This is a genomic window from Streptomyces sp. NPDC025784 (assembly GCF_055558435.1).
Window position 1 is genome coordinate 753,545 of sequence record NZ_JBVHMN010000001.1, and the last position, 18,434, is coordinate 771,978.

Genomic DNA, 18,434 nt, shown 5'->3' on the forward strand with positions numbered 1-18,434 from the left:
GGACCCCGGCGCGGATGTCACGCCGAGCGCCCGAAACCGATCGTCGGCACCGCCCGGCGCAGCGGCCACGGGCGCGTCACCTCCGGGAGCAGGCCCTCCAGGAACGCGTACCGGCTCAGCGCCGTGGGGTCCTGGGCGTCCAGGGACTGGACCTTGCGCCACCAGGCCGCGATCTCGGACCAGCCCGGCGCCGACAGGGACCCGCCGAACTCCTGCACGGACAGGGCCGCGGTCAGCCCGGCGAAGGCGAGACGGTCCGCGAGCGGCCAGGCGGCCAGCGTCCCCGTGACGAATCCGGCCACGAAGACGTCGCCGGCCCCCGTGGGATCCAGTGCCTCCACCGCGATCGCCGGGACCTCGGCGGTCTCCCCGGTGCCGCCGTCCACGGCGTACGCGCCGTCCGAGCCCAGGGTGACCACGGCCAGCGGCACGTGGTCCGTCAGCGCGCGCGCCGCCGCACGCGGACAGTCCGCGCCGGTGTAGCGCATGGCCTCCTCGGCGTTCGGCAGGAACGCCTCGCAGTGCTCCAGGTCGGTGAGGCCGGCCAGGTCCCAGCGGCCGGTGTCGTCCCAGCCGACGTCCGCGAAGATCCGGGTGCCGCTCTTCGCCGCCTCCTCGATCCAGGGCGCGCGCGTGCCGGGCGTCAGCGAGGCGACCGCCGCACGCGCGCGCGGCGGGCAGTCCGGCGCCGGCTCCTCGGGCGGCGGCTCGTGCCCGTGGCTGACCATCGTGCGTTCGCCCTCGTACGCCATCGAGACGGTGACCGGGGAGTGCCAGCCGGGCACGGTGCGCGACGGGGAGAGGTCGATGCCCTCGCCCTGCTCCAGGGCGTCCCAGCAGTACTCCCCGTAGTGGTCGTCGCCGAACGCGGCGGCGAGGGAGGTCCGCAGTCCCAGCCGGGCCAGCGCCGTCGCCATGTTCGCGACGCCGCCCGGGCTCGATCCCATGCCCCGCGCCCACGACTCCGTCCCGCGCACGGGAGCCGAGTCGAGCCCGGTGAAGATGATGTCCAGGAAGACCGTGCCCGTGAGGTAGACGTCCCAGGGCGGATCCTGGGGGGTGCGCAGGCCGGCGAGCGGGTCGACATGGGCCTGGCAGAGCGGTCGCTCTCCGTCGGGCGTGATCACGGTGCGCTCCCTGAGATGGTGCGGATCAGGCCAGTGTGCACCAAGTCGGCCACGACACACCGTGGTCGTGCGGGGACGGATCCCGCCCCGGCCGCCCCGGACGGAGGACGACGGACCCGCCCGCAGGACGGAGCGGAGCCCGCCGCACGGCCGAACGGCGGCCCGTGCCGGGCGGAGCGGCACCGCCCCCGCGACGCCCCCTCCGACAGAGCAAGAGACCGCGTGTACCCCGCCTCTGCGGGACCAAACGGAAAGTGCCGTAGATCACACCGTCCGACCTTCTTCGCGCGCCCGGCCCCTTGATACAAATTGCCCGCGCGTTCCTGTCCGTCGACAGCCGCTCAAGCCCCCTTCCGAGCCGCTCCTTTCGCATGCCCTGGGAACGCCCGTGTTCGCCCGCACCACCATGCCCTGGCCCCTCGTCGCCCTTTTCACGGCCGGGTACCTCTCCGCGTACCTGCTGCCGACCACCGTCGGCAGACTGGACGCGGGCCTCCCGCTCTCGGCCACCCAGGCCGGCGCCATCGGCAGCGCCCTGCTGCTGAGTTCGGCGACCGCCGGGTTCCTCCTCGCGTCCCGCGTGGACCGCTTCGGCCCCCGCGGACTCGCCCGCACCGGTCTGCTCCTCACCGCCGCCGGCTACGGCGCCGCCGCCCTGACGACCACCGTGCCCCTGGTCGTCACCGGCGCGGTCGTCGGCGGCTTCGGCTCCGGCGCGGCCACCACGGTCGCCGCGACCGGCATCGCCGCCCAGCGCGACCCCCACCGCACCACCACAATGGGCCTGTTCGGGGTCTCCGCCCTGGCCGGCGCGCTGTATCTGACGATCCCCCACCTGGGCCCGGCCCACGGCCTGCCCCTCGCCGCGATCGCCTGCACGGCGCTGCTCGTGCTGCCCGTGACCGGCCGGCTGCCGGACCGCACCCCCGCCGTGCGGACCCTGCGCACCACGACGCCGCTCCCCCACCCGCGTTCCGGCCTGCTCCTCGCCGGCACGATGCTCTTCTGGTCCCTCGCCCAGAACTCCCTGTGGGGCGTCAGCGGCCGCATCGGACTGACCCAGGCGGGACTCACCGAGGTCACGGTCGGCGCGGTGTTCGCGACGGCGCTGGGCGCGGGTCTGCTGGGGGTGATCGGCGCGGGCGCGCTGGGCCCCCGGCTCGGTCTGGCCCTGCCCATCGGTATCGGCACGGCGCTGATCGCCGGGTGCATCGCGCTCAGCGCGGCGGCCACCGACCTCACGTCGTTCGCGGCGGGCGAGATCGCCTGGAACACGCTCTACCCGGTCGTCCTGTCGTACGTGATCGGCCTCGCCGCCTCCCTCGACCCGCGCGGCCGGTGGGCCGTCCTGGTCGGCTCCGCGTCCTCGCTCGGCACGGCGTGCGGCCCGCTCACCGGCAGCCTGCTCTCGGCTCGGGCCGGATACCCGGCCATGGGCACGGTCCTGGCCGTCGGGCTGCTGGTGATCGCCGTGCCGATGACCCTCGTGGCCGTCCGGCCGCGGCGCGGCGTCCCGGTCACCCCCGTCGTCGAGATCCCGCTGGAGACGGCTCCCGCCGAGCGGACGGCGTACGGCACGGCCGGGCCCCGGCCGGCCGCGGCAGCCACCGCACCGGGGCCCGGAACCGGCTGAGGGCTACCGCCCGAACTCGTACGCGTCGACCTCGGCGAGACAACGGGCCCGCCGCTCCTCGTCGTGTTCGAGGAAGGACGCCAGGAACGAGTTGCGCGCCAGCTCCCGCATCTGCTCCAGTTCGAGACCGAGGGCGTCACGGACCGCGTGGTAGTTGTCGGCCACGTAGCCGCCGAAGTAGGCGGGGTCGTCGGAGTTCACCGTGCACAGCAGGCCGGCGTCGAGCATGGCGCGCAACGGGTGGTCCTCCAGGACGCGCACGGCCCGCAGCCGCACGTTCGACAGCGGGCACAGCGTCAGCGGCACCCGCTCCCGTACGAGCCGCTCCACCAGCTGCGGGTCCTCCATGCAGCGCAGCCCGTGGTCGACGCGCTCGACGCCGAGGACGTCGAGGGCCTCGGTGATGTACTCGGGCGGCCCCTCCTCGCCCGCGTGCGCGACGCGCCGCAGACCGAGCGCGGCGGCGGCCTCGTACACCTCACGGAACTTGGCCGGCGGGTGGCCGACCTCGGCGGAGTCGAGTCCGACGCCGGTGATCCGGTCGAGATGGGGCTTCGCGGCCTCCAGGGTCGCCATGGCCGACTCGGCGGACTCGTCCCGCAGGAAGCACATGATCAGCTGGGTGGAGACGCCGTGCTTCTCCTCGCTGTGCTCCAGCGCCCGCCACAGTCCGTCGACGACCGTCCCCATCTCCACACCGCGGGCGATGTGGGCCTGCGGGTCGAAGAAGATCTCCGCGTGCCGCACGCCCTGCGCGGCGGCGCGCTCCAGGTAGGCGTCCGCCAGGTCGGCGAAGTCCTGTTCGGTCCGCAGGACGGCCATGAGCTCGTAGTACAGGTTCAGGAACGACTGGAGATCGTCGAAGAGGTACGCCTTGCGCAGCTCCTCGGTGTCCTCGTAGGGCAGCCTGACGCCGTTGCGCGCGGCGAGCGCGAAGGCGAGCTCGGGTTCGAGCGTGCCTTCGATGTGGAGGTGCAGTTCAGCTTTGGGGAGGGGCATCGAAGCATCGTACGGGCGACGGCCCGACACAACGGAACCGAACGCCCCCGCCGCCGTCCGCGTCGCCCGCTTGCCGCCCGGGCCCGGCAGCGCACCGCCCGGCGCCCGGGAACCGGTGCGCCGAGCCGGTCACCCGCCACCGCCGCCTCGCGTCCGGCGCGGGCCACCCGCCCGGTCACGGGCCACCGCTACCGGCGCTTCGGCACCGGGACCCGCAGCAGGTCGTACGCCACCGTCAGATCGCCGTCGAAGCCGGCCGCGCGGGCCTGCCGCTCGAACTCGCCCGGATCGGAGTAGCGCTGGCTGAAGTGGGTCAGCACCAGATGCCGTACCCCGGCGTCCCTGGCCACCCGCGCCGCCTGGCCCGCCGTCAGATGCCCGTGGTCCTCGGCTAGCCGCTCGTCCTCGTCCAGGAAGGTCGACTCGATGACGAGCAGGTCGCACCCCTCGGCGAGGGCGCCGACGCCCTCGCACAGCCGGGTGTCCATGACGAACGCGAAGCGCTGCCCGCGCCGCACCTCGCTGACGTCGTCCAGGGTGACGCCGCGCAGCACGCCGTCCCGCTGGATGCGCCCGACGTCCGGCCCCTGGATCCCGTGCTCCGCGAGACGCCCGGGCAGTATCCGCCGCCCGTCCGGCTCGACCAGCCGGTAGCCGAAGGACTCCACGGGGTGCGAGAGCCGGCACGCCTCCAGGGTGTACGACGGCGTGGCCGCGAGGACCCCGTCGTCGTCGACCGGCGCCTCGGTCAGCGCCACCGTCTCGCGATAGGCCGTGGCGTGGCGCAGCCGGTCGAAGAACCGCTGCCCGGACGCCGGATAGTGTGCGGTCACCTCGTGCGGCACGCGGTCGAGATTGATGCGCTGGATCACCCCGGCGAGTCCGAGCGAGTGGTCCCCGTGGAAGTGGGTGACGCAGATCCGGTGCAGGTCGTGCGCGGCGACCCCGGCACGCAGCATCTGCCGCTGCGTGCCCTCGCCGGGGTCGAAGAGCAGCCCCTCGCCGTCCCACCGCAGCAGGTAGCCGTTGTGGTTGCGGTGTCGCGTCGGGACCTGGCTGGCGGTGCCGAGTACCACCAATTCACGTACGGACAAGGCCGGTTACCCCGGAGGCCACTGCATGCCGCGACCGCCCAGCACATGGGCGTGCGCGTGGAAGACGGTCTGTCCGGCGCCGCTGCCGGTGTTGAACACGACGCGGTAGCTCTCCAGCTTCTCCTCGCCCGCGACCTCACCGGCCTCGCGCAGCAGGTCGGCGACCACGGTGGGCTCGGCGGCCGCCAGTTCCGCGGCGTCCCGGTAGTGCACCTTGGGGATGACGAGGATGTGGGTGGGCGCCTGAGGGTTGATGTCACGGAACGCGACGGTGGTGTCGGTCTCGCGGACCAGGGTCGCCGGGATCTGCCCCGCGACGATCTTGCAGAACAGGCAGTCGTCCTGCGGCTCTCCCGCCATGCGTGTGCCTCCTTCACGCCGTTGATCGCTACGACGGCATCGTATCCACCGGAGCAATTCTTCAGCGCGACAACGGGGTCCGGGGCCACCGTCCGTGGGGACGGCCGCCCCGGACCCGGGTGCGTCAGTCCTCCGGCAGCGCCGGGGCGGTCTTCGCCGGGTTCTCCTCCAGGGCGGCGAGGGCGATCCGGATCGCCTCGTCGAGCTGGGTGTCACGTCCGGCCGCGTGGTCCTGCGGCGTCTGGACGACCTCGACGTCGGGGTCGACGCCGTGGTTCTCGACGCCCCACTCGTAACCCTCCATCCAGAAGGCGTACTTGGGCTGGGTGACGAGCGTGCCGTCGACGAGCCGGTAGCGGCTGTCGATGCCGATCACACCGCCCCAGGTACGGGTGCCGACCACCGGCCCGATACCGAGGGCCTTGATCGCCGCGTTGACGATGTCGCCGTCGGAACCGGAGAACTCGTTCGCGACGGCGACGACCGGACCGCGGGGCGCGTCCTCCGGATAGCTGTACGGGCGCAGTCCGCGCGGCAGGTCCCAGCCGACGATCCGCCGTGCGAGCTTCTCCACGACCAGCTGGGAGGTGTGGCCGCCGCGGTTCTCACGAACGTCCACGACCAGCCCGTTTCGGGCCACCTCGACCCGCAGGTCGCGGTGGAGCTGGGCCCAGCCGGAGCCCACCATGTCCGGCACGTGCAGATAGCCGAGGCGACCCCCGGAGCGCTCGTGGACGTAGGCGCGCCGGTCGGCGACCCACGCGTGGTAGCGCAGCGGTTCCTCGTCGGCGAGCGGGATCACGACCGCGTGACGCGGATCGCCGCCGCCCGCGGGCGACACGGTCAGCTCCACCGGCTTGCCGGCCGTGCCGACGAGCAGCGGTCCGGGACCCGCCACCGGGTCCACCGGCTGCCCGCCGATCGCGACGATCGCGTCGCCGGCCCGTACCGCGACGCCGGGCGCGGCGAGCGGCGCCCGGGCCTCGGGGTCGGACGTCTCGGAGGGCAGGATCCGGTCGATGCGCCAACTCCCGTCCTCGTGACGGGAGATGTCCGCGCCGAGCAGTCCCTGTGCCCGGTCGCCGCCTCCTCCGCCGCCGGGCAGGACGTAGGCGTGCGAGGTGCCGAGCTCGCCCTGCACCTCCCACAGCAGGTCCACGAGGTCGTCGTGCGTGGCGACGCGCTCCAGCACCGGCCGGTACCGGTCGAGGACGCCCTGCCAGTCGACCCCGGCCAGGTCGGGCCGCCAGAAGTTGTCCCGCATGAGGCGGCCCGTCTCGTCGTACATCTGCCGCCATTCGGCGGCCGGGTCGACGGTCTGCCGCACCCTCGACAGGTCGACGGTGATGTTCGAGTCGCTCTCGTCGTCGTTCGAGGCGCGCCGGTCGCTGGGGACGACCTTGAGTCTTCCGTCGGTCCACAGCAGGACCCGCTTGCCGTCGCCGCTGACGGCGAAGTGGTCGGCGTCCGCGGCGAGGTGCTCGATGCGCTGCTGGGCGAGGTCGTACCGCTCCAGTTCGCTCTTCGGGTCCGGGGCCTCCGGAGTGGCACGGGAGGCGCCGAGCACACCGCGCACCGGGTGGCGCAGCCACAGCACCCCGTCCTTGGCGGCACGCAGCGTCGAGTAGCGGGCGGCCTCGACGGGGAACGCCACGATCCGGTCGGCGAGCCCGTCGAGGTCGATCCGGGTCGTCGGCGCGCCCTCGCTGTCGGGGGTCTCGTCCTTGTCGGGTGCCTCGAAGGGCCGGCCGTGGCGCTGCGGCCCGAAGGGCGACGGCGTCGTCGCGGCCAGGGTGATCAGGTAGGGCCGTGATCCGCCGACGAACGCGAGGTCGAAGACATGCTCGTCGTAGACGGGATCGAAGGAACGGGCCGACAGGAAGGCGAGGTGCTTGCCGTCGAGGGTGAACGCCGGCGCGTAGTCCCGGAAGCGGAGCGGGGTCGCCTCGGTCACCGACAGGTCGGCGGTGTTGGCGAGCTTCAGCTGCCGCAGCGGGCGCGGCCCGGGGTGCGACCAGGCCAGCCACGCCGAGTCGGGCGAGAAGACCAGCCCGGTGGCCTCGCCGTCCTCGCTGCGGTCGAGCTCGCGGACCTCGCCGCTGTCGCGCTCGACGAGCAGGACCCGTCCGTCGTGCGAGGCGACGGCCGCGCGGCTGCCGTCGGGAGCCATCGCGAGTCCGAGGACGCGCCCGAGCTGTCCGGCGGCGAGCCGCCGCGGGGTCGCTCCGGGGGCGACGCCGGTCGCGGGGGCGAACTCCAGCGCGTCGTCGCCCTCCGCGTCGGTCACCCACACGACGTGTTCCTCGCCGTCGGCGCGGAAGGAGCGGGGCAGCCGGGCGCGCACGCCCTGTCCGGCGGCGAGCGTGCGGGCCGGGCCCGAGCGGTGCGTGACCCAGTGCACGGCGCCGCGCACGGAGATCGCGCTGCCGCGTCCGGTGTGGTCGGGTGTGGCGGACGAGAACCAGCGGGAGGCCCTGACGGGGTGTGGCTGGAGGTCGGCGCGCTGGCCGCCGAGCCGGATGTCCAGCCGGCGCGGTTCGGCGCCGTCGAGGTCGTCGAGGAGCCAGAGCTCGCCGGCGGACGCGTACACGACCCGGGAGCCGTCGCTCGCCGCCTGCCGGGCGTAGAAGCCGTCCACGGGTGTGTGCCGGCGCAGGTCCGAGCCGTCGGCGAGGGAGGAGTACAGCGCCCCCACGCCCTCGTGGTCGGACAGGAAGGCGATGCGCTCCCCGACCCAGAGGGGGTATTCGAGATTCCCGTCGAGGTCCTCGTGCAGGCGGACGAACTCGCCGTCGCCCGCCCGGTCGATCCACAGCTTGCCCGCCGTGCCGCCGCGGTACCGCTTCCACCAGGCGGCCTCGCGGCCCATCGGCGCGGACAGCAGCACGGTGCCGGGGCCGCCCTGGGCGACCTCGCCGACCGGGCCGTACGGAAGGACCGCCGCCGGACCGCCGTCGAGCGGGACCGACCGCGCCCAGCTGCGGCGCAGGCTCTCCCGGCCCTGCGTGCTGAGCGCGAGCACCTGTCCGTCGGAGGTCCAGCCGCGCACCTGGGTCTTGGGGCTGCCCCAGTAGGTGAGCCGTTCGGACGGGCCGCCGGCCAGGGGCGCGGCGTGCACCTCGGGTGCCCCGTCGCGGGTCGACGTCCAGGCGACGGTCGAGCCGTCCGGGGAGATGCGTGGATGGTTCACCGGCACGTTGTCGGCGCTGACCCGCCAGGCCCGGCCCCCGCCGTCGAGCGGGGCGGCCCAGACGTCGTCCTCGGCCGTGAAGACGACCAAGTCGCCGTGCAGATGCGGGAAACGGAGATACGCGGAGGCTGCGGGCTGTGTCACCCGATCACCCTATGCAGCCGGGGCGCACGCTGAAAGGGGTCACGATCACTTGCCCTGGGAGGGCCAGCAGGTGGGATCGCCCTTGCACCACATGGTTTTCGTCACCGTCACGGTGACGGTGGGGTTCGGCTGCCCGTTCGGCGGCCGGTACGTGACGGGCGGGACGGGGTTGGTGGTGGCGTTGCAGTTCCCCAGGCCCTGCACGTGGAACCACTCCTTGCCGCCGACCTTCGCGACGAGGTCGCCGCGCACGCAGGCGCCGTCGACGGCCCGGGTGACCCGGCCCTTGACGGTGATATCCCGCCCGTCGTCCGACTGCCCCTGGCAGTCCACGGAGGCGACCGTGTTCTCCGTCGGCCGGGGCGACTTGCCGGGCGTGTAGGCCTTGTTGTTGCCGTAGGAGGCGGTGCAGCTGAGCCAGCGCACGTTCACATGCTGCCGTTCGAGCTCCTTGGTGGCGGTCCTGTCGGTCGTGTACGCCACTGCCGCCGGGCTCAGCCCGTCCCCCGGGTCGCAGGCGGCCACGCCGAAGATCCCGGCCGCCGCGAACCCGGTCGCCAGCAGTACCCGTCGACGCCCCGCCCGGCGCCCTGTACGCCTCAAAACCCCCATGAACGGCAGCGTGCCACTCTCCCGGCGGCCGCGGTAGACCGCATGCGGACACTGCGCGGACTGCACCGCCCGTCCGTGCGATTCCGGTTCGAGCACCCGCGCCGGGGCCGAACGCGCGGGCGAACGCGGGTACTTCCTCCGGGGACGTCAGCCCAGGAGGAGCAGCCACTCCTGGAGCTCCACCAGGTTCCCCTCGGGGTCCTTGAGATGGGCGACGCGCATCCGCTCGGTCATGGGGGCCGGGCCGTGCAGGATCGTCGCGCCGCGCGAGGTGATCTGCTCGCAGTACGCGTCCAGGTCGTCCACCCGCAGCACGACCAGCGAACGGTGACCGGTCGCCACATCGCCCAGCTCACCGAGGACCTCGGCCATCATCGAGCGGTCCTGTATGGCGATGCCCGCCGAGCCGGTGGCGGGGCTGAACTTCTCGTAGGGGCCCTCGGCCGAGCCCGACTGGGGCTTGAGGCCGAGGACGTCCGCGTAGAAGTGGTAGCAGGCGGCGAAGTCGGAGACGAGCAGCCGTACTTGGGCGAGTTCCAAGACGATCCCCCGTGCGTGTCAGGACCAGCGGCCGGTGCGTGCCAGCAGCAGCGCCGTCGCCACCGTCCCGGCGGTCGATGTGCGCAGAACGGTACGCCCCAGGTGGAACGTCCGCGCCCCCGCCCCGGTGAAGAGCTCGACCTCCTCGGGCGAGATCCCGCCCTCGGGTCCCACCACCAGCACGATCTCCCCGTCTGCGGGCAGTTCCGCCGTGGCGAACGGCTCGGTGCCCAGCTCCGTGTCCTCGTGCAGTACCGCCGCCAGATCGGCTTTGGCGAGAAGTGCGGCAACCTGCTTGGTCGTCATCGCGTCCGCGACGTCGGGGAAGCGGACCCGGCGGGACTGCTTGCCGGCCTCCCGGGCCGTGGCCCGCCACTTGGCGAGCGACTTCGCCCCGCGGTCGCCCTTCCACTGGGTGATGCAGCGGGAGGCGGCCCAAGGGACGATCGCGTCCACACCGGTCTCCGTCATGGTCTCGACGGCGAGTTCCCCCCGGTCGCCCTTGGGGAGGGCCTGTACGACGGTGATGCGCGGCTCCTCCGCGGGCTCCTCGCTGACCGAGTCCATCCGGACGACCAGCCGGTCCTTGCCCTCGGTGTCGAGCACCACGCACTCCGCGTAGCGTCCGGCCCCGTCGGTGAGGACGACGTCCTCACCGGGGCGCAGCCGCTTCACCGAAACGGCGTGCCGGCCCTCGGGGCCGTCGAGGACATAGCGTCCGTCGCCGCCCGCGTCGAAGTGCTCGACCACGAACACCGGTGCCGTCATCGGCCCGCACCCGCTTCCTCGTCCGGGAACGCCGACGTGTCCGGGCCCGGCAGGCCCGACAGCCCGTGCGCCGCCGACAACGCTGTCCGGGCGGCGGCGAGTTCGGCGCTCAGCACCTCCACCAGCCGTGCGGCGGGCAGCTCCCGCGCCATGCGGTGGCCCTGGCCGGCCCACAGCGCCATGCCCTGCGCGTCGCCCGCCCGGGCAGCCGCCTTGCGCAGCGGCGAGGTCAGATGGTGGACCTCGGGGTAGGCGGCGGGCGCGTACGGCCCGTGCTCGCGCAGGAACCGGTTGACGAGTCCGCGCGCGGGGCGGCCGGAGAACGCCCGTGTCAGCTCCGTACGGACGTAGAGCGGGTTGGTCAGCGCCTGCTTGTGCACGGCGTTCGCGCCGGACTCGTGGGTGGCGAGGAACGCGGTGCCGAGCTGGCCGGCGCTCGCGCCGGCCGCGAGGGCGGCGGCGATCTGGCTGCCGCGCATGATGCCGCCGGCCGCGACGATCGGGATCCGCACGGTCTCCCGGACCTGCGCGATCAGCGAGAGCAGGCCGATGCCGGTGCCGTCCGTCTCCGGGTTGTCGCGGTGGGTGCCCTGGTGGCCGCCCGCCTCGACGCCCTGCACGACGACGGCGTCGGCGCCCGCCCGCTGCACCGCGAGGGCCTCGTCGGCCGTGGTCGCGGCGATCAGGGTGAGGGTGCCGACGCGGGCGAGGGACTCCAGGACCTCGGGGGCGGGGCAGCCGAAGTGGAAGGAGACCACCGGCACCGGGTTGTCGAGGAGGACGGCGAGCTTGGCGTCGTAGCCGTCGTCGCGGCCGCTGTCCGGGTCACCGAGCTCGGTCTCGTACCAGGCGGCCTCTCCGGCGAGCTGGTTGGCGTACACCTCGACGGCCGACCGGTCCGCGTACTCGGGCTGCGGCATGAAGAGGTTCACGCCGAAGGGCTGGGCCGTGAGTCCGCGCAGCTGCTTGATCTCCTGGTACATGCCGTCGGCGGTCTTGTACCCGGCGGCCAGGAAACCGAGTCCGCCGGCCTCGGACACCGCCGCCGCGAGCTGCGGCACGGAGACGCCGCCCGCCATGGGGGCCTGCACGATCGGCAGCGGGAAGAGATCGGTCAGCGCGGAGGACATGACCGCATGTTGTCACGTCCCCCGTACAAGTCCGAATCCACCCTTCCGCCTGTCCGGAACCGGCCGGAAGGGCACCTGGTCAGCGCCCTCCGCGGCTCCGGCCCCGGCTCTCGACGGTCGCGTCAGCGGCCGTTGAACGCGTCCTTCAGACGCGAGAACAGACCCTGCTGGCCGGGCTGGAACTGCCCGATGGGCCGCTCCTCGCCGCGCAGCTTCGCCAGTTCGCGCAGCAGCCGCTCCTGCTCGGGGTCGAGCTTGGTCGGCGTGGTGACCTCGACATGCACGATCAGGTCGCCGCGGCCGCCGCCGCGCAGGTGCGTGACGCCCCGCCCGTGCAGCGGGATCGACTGCCCGGACTGCGTGCCCGGACGGATGTCGACCTCCTCCAGGCCGTCGAGCGTCTCCAGCGGCACCTTCGTGCCGAGGGACGCCGCGGTCATCGGGATGGTGACCGTGCAGTGCAGGTCGTCGCCGCGCCGCTGGAAGACGTTGTGCGGCAGTTCGTGGATCTCCACGTACAGGTCGCCGGCGGGGCCGCCGCCGGGGCCGACCTCGCCCTCGCCCGCGAGCTGGATCCGGGTGCCGTTGTCGACACCGGCCGGGATCTTCACCGTGAGGGTGCGCCGGGAGCGCACCCGGCCGTCGCCCGCGCACTCGGGGCACGGGGTCGGGACGACGGTGCCGAAGCCCTGGCACTGCGGGCAGGGGCGGGAGGTCATGACCTGGCCCAGGAAGGACCGGGTGACCTGGGAGACCTCACCACGGCCGCGGCACATGTCGCAGGTCTGCGCGGAGGTGCCCGGAGCGGCGCCCTCGCCGTTGCAGGTGGCGCAGACCACGGCCGTGTCGACCTGGATGTCCTTCGTGGTACCGAAGGCCGCCTCGTCCAGCTCGATCTCCAGACGGATCATGGCGTCCTGGCCCCGACGGGTGCGCGAGCGCGGTCCGCGCTGCGACGCCGTGCCGAAGAAGGCGTCCATGATGTCCGAGAAGTTCCCGAAGCCGCCGGCGCCGAAGCCGCCGGCGCCACCGCCGCCCGCCTGGGACAGCGGGTCGCCACCGAGGTCGTAGACCTGCTTCTTCTGCGGGTCCGACAACACCTCGTAGGCGGCGTTGATCTCCTTGAACCGCTCCTGCGTCTTCGGATCGGGGTTGACGTCCGGATGCAGCTCGCGCGCGAGCCTCCGGAACGCCTTCTTGATCTCGTCCTGGGAAGCGTCGCGGCGCACGCCGAGCACGGCGTAGTAGTCCGTGGCCACTTACGACTCCGCCAGGATCTGTCCGACGTACCGTGCCACCGCTCGTACCGCTCCCATCGTTCCCGGGTAATCCATGCGGGTCGGGCCGACCACGCCGAGTTTGGCTACTGCCTCGCCGCCCGAACCGTAGCCGACGGAGACCACGGACGTGGAGTTGAGTCCCTCATGGGCGTTCTCGTGACCGATCCGCACGGTCATGCCCGAATCCTTCGCCTCACCAAGCAACTTGAGGAGCACGACCTGCTCCTCCAGCGCTTCGAGCACCGGCCGGATGGTGAGAGGGAAGTCATGTCCGAAGCGGGTGAGATTGGCGGTACCGCCGATCATCAGCCGCTCCTCGGTCTCCTCGACGAGTGTCTCCAGGAGGGTGGAGAGCACCGTGGCGACCGTACCGCGGTCCTCGGGCTCCTCGAACGCCTCCGGAAGATCCTGCACCAGTTGCGGGACGTCCGCGAAACGGCGGCCCGCGACCCGGCTGTTGAGTCGCGCCCGCAGGTCCGCGAGCGACGTCTCGCCGAACGGCGCGGGGCAGTCGATCATGCGCTGTTCGACCCGCCCGGTGTCCGTGATCAGCACGAGCATGACACGCGCCGGGGCGAGCGACAGGAGCTCCACGTGCCGCACGGTGGAGCGGGTCAGGGACGGGTACTGCACGACGGCGACCTGCCGGGTGAGCTGCGCGAGCAGCCGCACGGTCCGGGCCACGACGTCGTCGAGGTCGACGGCGCCGTCGAGGAAGTTCTGGATGGCCCGCCGCTCGGGTGCCGTCATCGGCTTGACCCCGGCGAGCTTGTCGACGAAGAGCCGGTAGCCCTTGTCGGTGGGGATGCGCCCGGCGCTGGTGTGCGGCTGGGCGATGTACCCCTCGTCCTCCAGCGCCGCCATGTCGTTGCGCACGGTCGCGGGCGAGACGCCGAGCCGGTGGCGCTCGGTGAGCGCCTTGGAACCGACCGGCTCCTCGGTGCCCACGTAGTCCTGGACGATGGCGCGCAGCACTTCGAGCCTGCGTTCACTGAGCATCGCGCACACCTCCAGAAGTCGGCTCCGTGGTCCTCGTGGCCCCTGGCCTGGCACTCAGCGCACGCGAGTGCCAGCGTTCCCCGGCCCAGTGTACGGCTGTGAGGTACGGCCCGGGCAAGGGCCGGCCTGCGATGTCGTGCTCACCACGTCCGCACGGCTAGCGTCTCCGTATGAGCGTGACTTGGGAAGAGCCGGGGTGGGAAAGGCTGACGCCCCGGGTCGGACGACGGCGGCTTCCGGTCTGGGACTGCACCGTCGGGCTCGTGGTGGGCGAGGACGCCGCGCTCGTGATCGACGCCGGGTCGAGCCTCGGTGAGGGCGCACGGCTGCGCGCCGAGGCGCTGCGGCTGCTCGGGCCCGGTCGCAGAGTGACGCACCTCGCACTCACGCACCCGCACTTCGACCACGTCTTCGGGGCGGCCGCGTTCTCGGGGGTGGAGGTGTTCGGCGCGGTCGGGCTGGACGCCGTCCTCGCGCACGGGCGTGCGGAACTGCGCGCCGACGCGGTGCGCCACGGCCTCGGACCGAGCGCGGCGGCCGAGGCGGCGGACCTTCTGGTGCACCCCCGGCACGCGGTGTCCGGCGAGCGGACGCTCGACCTCGGCGGCGTCCAGGTCCTGCTGGCGAACGTGGGCCCGGGACACACCGCGCACGATCTGGCGGTCCTGGTCCCCGGCGGGCCGGGCGGACCGGAGACCGTCTTCTGCGGCGATCTGGTGGAGGAGTCGGGCGAACCCCAGGCCGGTCCCGACGCTATTCCCTCACACTGGCCGGCCGCCCTGGACCGGCTGCTCGACCTGGGCGGCGAGGAGGCGGTGTACGTGCCCGGTCACGGAGCGACGGTGGACGCGGCGTTCGTGCGTGCCCAGCGGGACGCGCTGGCGGCGCGTTTCGGCGTGTCGTAGCGATCTCCCCCGCACCGCCCCGCCGCTTCTCCTATCGTCATCCGAATGCGCCAGTACTCTCCGGACCTGACTCCGCCGTGGAAGAAGCCCAAGCCCGTGCCGGAGGTCGCGGCGGACCCCGGTCTGGTGGTCGAGGAGCCCGGTACCGGTTTCTGCGGTGCCGTGATCCGCTGCGAGGCGGGCACGGTCACCCTGGAGGACCGCTTCGGCAAGCACCGGGTGTTCCCGCTGGAGCCGCGCGGCTTCCTGCTGGAGGGGCGGGTGGTGACGCTCGTACGACCGTCGTCGGCGCCGGCCCGCCCGTCCCGCACGGCGTCCGGTTCGGTGGCCGTGCCCGGTGCGCGGGCCCGGGTCGCCCGCGCGGGCCGCATCTACGTGGAGGGCCGCCACGACGCCGAGCTCGTCGAGAAGGTGTGGGGCGACGACCTGCGCGTCGAGGGCGTCGTCGTCGAGTACCTGGAGGGCGTCGACGACCTCCCCTCCATCGTCGAGGACTTCGGTCCCGGCCCCGACGCCCGGCTGGGCGTCCTGGTCGACCACCTGGTGCCCGGCACGAAGGAGTCCCGCATCGCCGAGGCGGTCACCAGCGACCACGCCCTGGTGCTCGGCCACCCGTACATCGACATCTGGGAGGCCGTGAAGCCGTCGGCCGTGGGCATCGCGGGCTGGCCCCGGATCCCGCACGGCCAGGACTGGAAGACGGGCGTGTGCCGGGCCCTGGGCTGGCCGGAGAACACCGGCGCGGCCTGGCAGCACATCCTGTCCCGGGTGCGCTCCTACAAGGACCTGGAGCCGGAACTCCTGGGCCGCGTGGAGGAGTTGATCGACTTCGTCACGGCGCCGGAATGACGGCCCTGCCGCCGGTTCCACGGGTGCGGCGCCGGTGACCCTTGAGGTCCGGGGCCCCCTCGTAGCCGGACTTCATCCGCTCCGCGCCGAGCCAGAGGTCCGGCGCCCAGCGCCGACAGGCCGTCACCACCGCGTGCCGGCCGCCGGCGGGCCGGACGGAGACGCGGTAGCGCAGCCGGGGCAGGCCGGGCCGTGGCGGCTCGCCGTCGCGCACGAACAACCACAGCAGCGGGGCGTCGCGGTCGATCTCGTCCTTCGGGCAGAGCTCGAGGGTGTACAGCGGCGGGGCGGCCTGGACGCCTACTCCGGCGAGCGAGTCCCACGGCACGGTGGCGGACCGTCCGCGCCGGGTGACGTGGACGCCGGTGGCGTCCACGGTGACGCGCTGGTTCCAGACGAGCCGCACGCCCCGCCCGTGGAGGAGGAGACCCCAGCCGACCAGCGCGACGAGCACGACGGCGATCACCTCGCGCACGACGGCGACGGCCCCGTGCCCGTGCTCGGGCAGGAGGGCCGGCACGGCCCAGGCGCAGGCCGACACCATGACGAGCGCCGCGGCCAGCCGCCGGCGGACCAGCACACCGGCACGGTGGACCACCACCGAGTCGCCGATCTCGACGGTCTCGAACACGAGGGGGTCGGGCGTGCCACGTGCCGCCGTGCCGGTCCGCTCCTGGTGGCCCGCGTGATCCGGCCCGCCCAGGTACGACATCGGCTGTTCCCGGCGGCCGAACCACAGCCCGGGCGCCCACTGCCGGAAGGCCTTCTCGTACGCCTTGTGGGAGTCGCCCACGTCGATGCGGTAGCGCAGCCGGGGCAGTCCCGGCCCGAGCGGCTCCGTGTCGCGGACGAACTTCCACAGCAGCGGATCGTCGCGGTCGATCTCGTCCTTCGGGCAGAGCTCGACCGTGAAGACGACCGTCTTGCTGCCGCGAGCCCAGTGGATGCCCGCGCCGGCCAGGGAGTCCCAGCGGATCAGCGCCATCTCCTTGCCCCGCATCCACCAGAAACCGGTCGAGTCGAAGGCGGTGATCCAATGGCGGGCCCGCCAGCGGGAGACGAGCAGAATCACTCCGGCGACACCCATCGCCACCAGCATCCCGAGCGGTATCCAGCCGGCCCCGATCCCGTCGTGCTCGACGGCGATCCACACCCCCATCACACCGCCGGCGATCAGCACCAGCCCGATCGGCAGCGACATGAGCAGCCGCCGCAGCCCGTACCGGAGGACGGTCGCGTCCTCGTCGGGCCATCCACCAGAGATCATGGCCGCGGACTGTACGCGAACAATTGTTCAGTCCACCAGATCCCTGACGACAGCGTCCGCGAGCAGCCGCCCGCGCAGCGTGAGCACCGCCCGGCCGTCCTCGTACGGACCGGCTTCGAGGAGCCCGTCGGACAGGGCCCGGCGGGAGGCCGCGAGGCCGTCGGGGCGCAGCAGGGACAGCGGGCAGCCCTCGCGCAGCCGCAGTTCGAGCAGGATCCGCTCGACGCGGCGGTCCTCGTCGGCGAGGAGCTCGCGCCCGGCCCCCGGTGACCTGCCGCCGGCCAGCGCCGCCGCGTACGCCCCCGGGTGCTTCACGTTCCACCAGCGGACGCCGCCGACGTGGCTGTGGGCGCCGGGGCCCGCGCCCCACCAGTCGGCGCCGCGCCAGTACAGCTCGTTGTGCAGGCAGCGACCGGCCTCGGAGGTGGCCCAGTTCGACACCTCGTACCACTCGAAGCCCGCCGCCGACATCACCTCGTCCGCGATGAGATACCGGTCCGCGTGCACGTCGTCGTCCGTCATCGGGACCTCGCCGCGGCGGATGCGGCGGGCGAGCTGGGTGCCCTCCTCGACGATCAGGGCGTACGCGGAGACGTGGTCGGGCCCGGCGCCGAGCGCCGCGTCGAGCGAGGCGCGCCAGTCGTCGTCGGACTCCCCCGGGGTGCCGTAGATCAGGTCGAGGTTCACGTGCTCGAAGCCCGCCGCGCGCGCCTCGGCGACGCAGGCCTCGGGGCGGCCGGGGGTGTGCGTGCGGTCGAGCACCTTCAGCACGTGCTGCCGGGCGCTCTGCATGCCGAAGGAGATCCGGTTGAAGCCCCCGGCGCGCAGGGTCGCCAGGTACTCCGGGCCGACCGACTCCGGGTTCGCCTCCGTGGTGATCTCCGCGTCGTCCGCGAGCCCGAACTCGTCGCGGATCGCCCCCAGCATCCGCACGAGGTCGTCGGCGGCCAGCAGGGTGGGCGTGCCGCCGCCCACGAAGACCGTGCGCACCGGGCGCGGGTCGTCGCCGAGCACCTTGCGGGCGAGTCGGACCTCGTCGATCAGCGTCGACGCGTAGTTGTCCCGGGAGGCGAGCACGCCTCCGGTGCCCCGCAGCTCGGTCGCCGTGTACGTGTTGAAGTCGCAGTAGCCGCAGCGGGTCGCGCAGTACGGGACGTGCAGGTAGAACCCGAGGGGCCGCTCGGCCGCCCCGGCCAGGGCATGCGCGGGCAACGCCCCGTCGTCGGGGACGGGCTCACCGTCGGGAAGTGCGGAAGGCATGCGTTCCATTGTCCAGCACGGCCGGGGGTTCCGGATTCCGGTCCGCGGGCGGCGGGCTCCGCACGCACGGGTGCTCGGCATCCCACCCACGGCGAGGACGCCTCAGCCCACCCGGCGACGGGGACGCTCCAGCCCACCCGCCGACGGAGAGGCAACAGCCCGTCCGGCGCTTGCGGACGAGGCCGTCCAGGCCGATCAGGGGAGCTCGACAGCGCCCCCGCACACACCACCCGGTGACGAGGCCGTCCAGGCCGATCAGGGGGCCGGGGGCGGAGCC

Annotated in this window: 16 protein-coding genes; 3 read left to right on the forward strand and 13 right to left on the reverse strand. The window is 73.3% G+C overall.

Annotation, left to right across the window (positions count from 1 at the left end; translation table 11 throughout):
• Positions 1–17 precede the first annotated feature (17 nt).
• Positions 18–1,127, reverse strand: coding sequence for a carbohydrate kinase family protein (locus ACZ4IF_RS03335; protein WP_467559093.1), 1,110 nt, complete (start codon positions 1,125–1,127; stop codon positions 18–20).
• Positions 1,128–1,515: 388 nt separating this feature from the next.
• On the opposite strand from ACZ4IF_RS03335, the gene ACZ4IF_RS03340 reads away from it, so the two are divergent.
• Positions 1,516–2,760 (forward strand): MFS transporter, encoded by a 1,245-nt coding sequence (locus ACZ4IF_RS03340; RefSeq protein WP_467559095.1) that lies wholly within the window; start codon positions 1,516–1,518, stop codon positions 2,758–2,760.
• A 3-nt stretch (positions 2,761–2,763) separates the two neighbouring features.
• On the opposite strand, the gene ACZ4IF_RS03345 is transcribed toward ACZ4IF_RS03340, so the two are convergent.
• From ACZ4IF_RS03345 to hrcA, 10 genes are all read right to left on the reverse strand, one after another.
• On the reverse strand, positions 2,764–3,759 hold the full coding sequence (locus ACZ4IF_RS03345; protein WP_467559097.1) for an adenosine deaminase: 996 nt from the start codon (positions 3,757–3,759) through the stop codon (positions 2,764–2,766).
• 188 nt (positions 3,760–3,947) lie between these two features.
• A complete protein-coding gene (locus ACZ4IF_RS03350) occupies positions 3,948–4,853 on the reverse strand; it encodes a ribonuclease Z (protein WP_467559099.1) in 906 nt (301 codons plus the stop codon).
• A gap of 6 nt (positions 4,854–4,859) precedes the next feature.
• Positions 4,860–5,213, reverse strand: coding sequence for a histidine triad nucleotide-binding protein (locus ACZ4IF_RS03355; protein ID WP_359487337.1), 354 nt, complete (start codon positions 5,211–5,213; stop codon positions 4,860–4,862).
• A gap of 124 nt (positions 5,214–5,337) precedes the next feature.
• Positions 5,338–8,547: a S41 family peptidase gene (locus ACZ4IF_RS03360; RefSeq protein ID WP_467559101.1), complete on the reverse strand. Its 3,210-nt coding sequence runs from the start codon at positions 8,545–8,547 to the stop codon at positions 5,338–5,340.
• Between the two features lie 45 nt (positions 8,548–8,592).
• Complete coding sequence (locus ACZ4IF_RS03365; RefSeq protein WP_467559103.1) at positions 8,593–9,159, reverse strand: hypothetical protein; 567 nt, start codon at positions 9,157–9,159, stop codon at positions 8,593–8,595.
• 147 nt (positions 9,160–9,306) lie between these two features.
• Positions 9,307–9,699 (reverse strand): VOC family protein, encoded by a 393-nt coding sequence (locus ACZ4IF_RS03370; protein WP_467559105.1) that lies wholly within the window; start codon positions 9,697–9,699, stop codon positions 9,307–9,309.
• 18 nt (positions 9,700–9,717) lie between these two features.
• Positions 9,718–10,467: a 16S rRNA (uracil(1498)-N(3))-methyltransferase gene (locus ACZ4IF_RS03375; RefSeq protein WP_467559107.1), complete on the reverse strand. Its 750-nt coding sequence runs from the start codon at positions 10,465–10,467 to the stop codon at positions 9,718–9,720.
• On the reverse strand, positions 10,464–11,597 hold the full coding sequence (locus tag ACZ4IF_RS03380) for a nitronate monooxygenase (RefSeq protein ID WP_467559109.1): 1,134 nt from the start codon (positions 11,595–11,597) through the stop codon (positions 10,464–10,466). Before ACZ4IF_RS03380 ends, ACZ4IF_RS03375 begins: the two co-directional genes overlap by 4 nt.
• Before the next feature lie 122 nt (positions 11,598–11,719).
• Complete coding sequence (dnaJ, locus tag ACZ4IF_RS03385; RefSeq protein ID WP_467559111.1) at positions 11,720–12,856, reverse strand: molecular chaperone DnaJ; 1,137 nt, start codon at positions 12,854–12,856, stop codon at positions 11,720–11,722.
• The gene (hrcA, locus tag ACZ4IF_RS03390) at positions 12,857–13,876 is read right to left on the reverse strand and encodes a heat-inducible transcriptional repressor HrcA (protein WP_028804625.1); all 1,020 of its coding nucleotides are present in this window, start codon (positions 13,874–13,876) and stop codon (positions 12,857–12,859) included. It abuts the gene before it with no gap.
• 170 nt (positions 13,877–14,046) lie between these two features.
• On the opposite strand from hrcA, the gene ACZ4IF_RS03395 reads away from it, so the two are divergent.
• Together ACZ4IF_RS03395 and ACZ4IF_RS03400 are read left to right on the forward strand one after the other, a co-directional pair.
• On the forward strand, positions 14,047–14,781 hold the full coding sequence (locus ACZ4IF_RS03395) for an MBL fold metallo-hydrolase (RefSeq protein WP_467559113.1): 735 nt from the start codon (positions 14,047–14,049) through the stop codon (positions 14,779–14,781).
• Positions 14,782–14,826: 45 nt separating this feature from the next.
• The gene (locus tag ACZ4IF_RS03400) at positions 14,827–15,630 is read left to right on the forward strand and encodes a DUF3097 domain-containing protein (RefSeq protein WP_467559115.1); all 804 of its coding nucleotides are present in this window, start codon (positions 14,827–14,829) and stop codon (positions 15,628–15,630) included.
• Here the strand turns inward: ACZ4IF_RS03400 and ACZ4IF_RS03405 are convergent.
• Together ACZ4IF_RS03405 and hemW are read right to left on the reverse strand one after the other, a co-directional pair.
• The gene (locus ACZ4IF_RS03405; protein WP_467559117.1) at positions 15,614–16,897 is read right to left on the reverse strand and encodes a hypothetical protein; all 1,284 of its coding nucleotides are present in this window, start codon (positions 16,895–16,897) and stop codon (positions 15,614–15,616) included. The genes ACZ4IF_RS03400 and ACZ4IF_RS03405 overlap by 17 nt on opposite strands.
• Positions 16,898–16,924: 27 nt before the next feature.
• Complete coding sequence (hemW, locus tag ACZ4IF_RS03410; RefSeq protein ID WP_467559119.1) at positions 16,925–18,157, reverse strand: radical SAM family heme chaperone HemW; 1,233 nt, start codon at positions 18,155–18,157, stop codon at positions 16,925–16,927.
• Positions 18,158–18,434 lie beyond the last annotated feature (277 nt).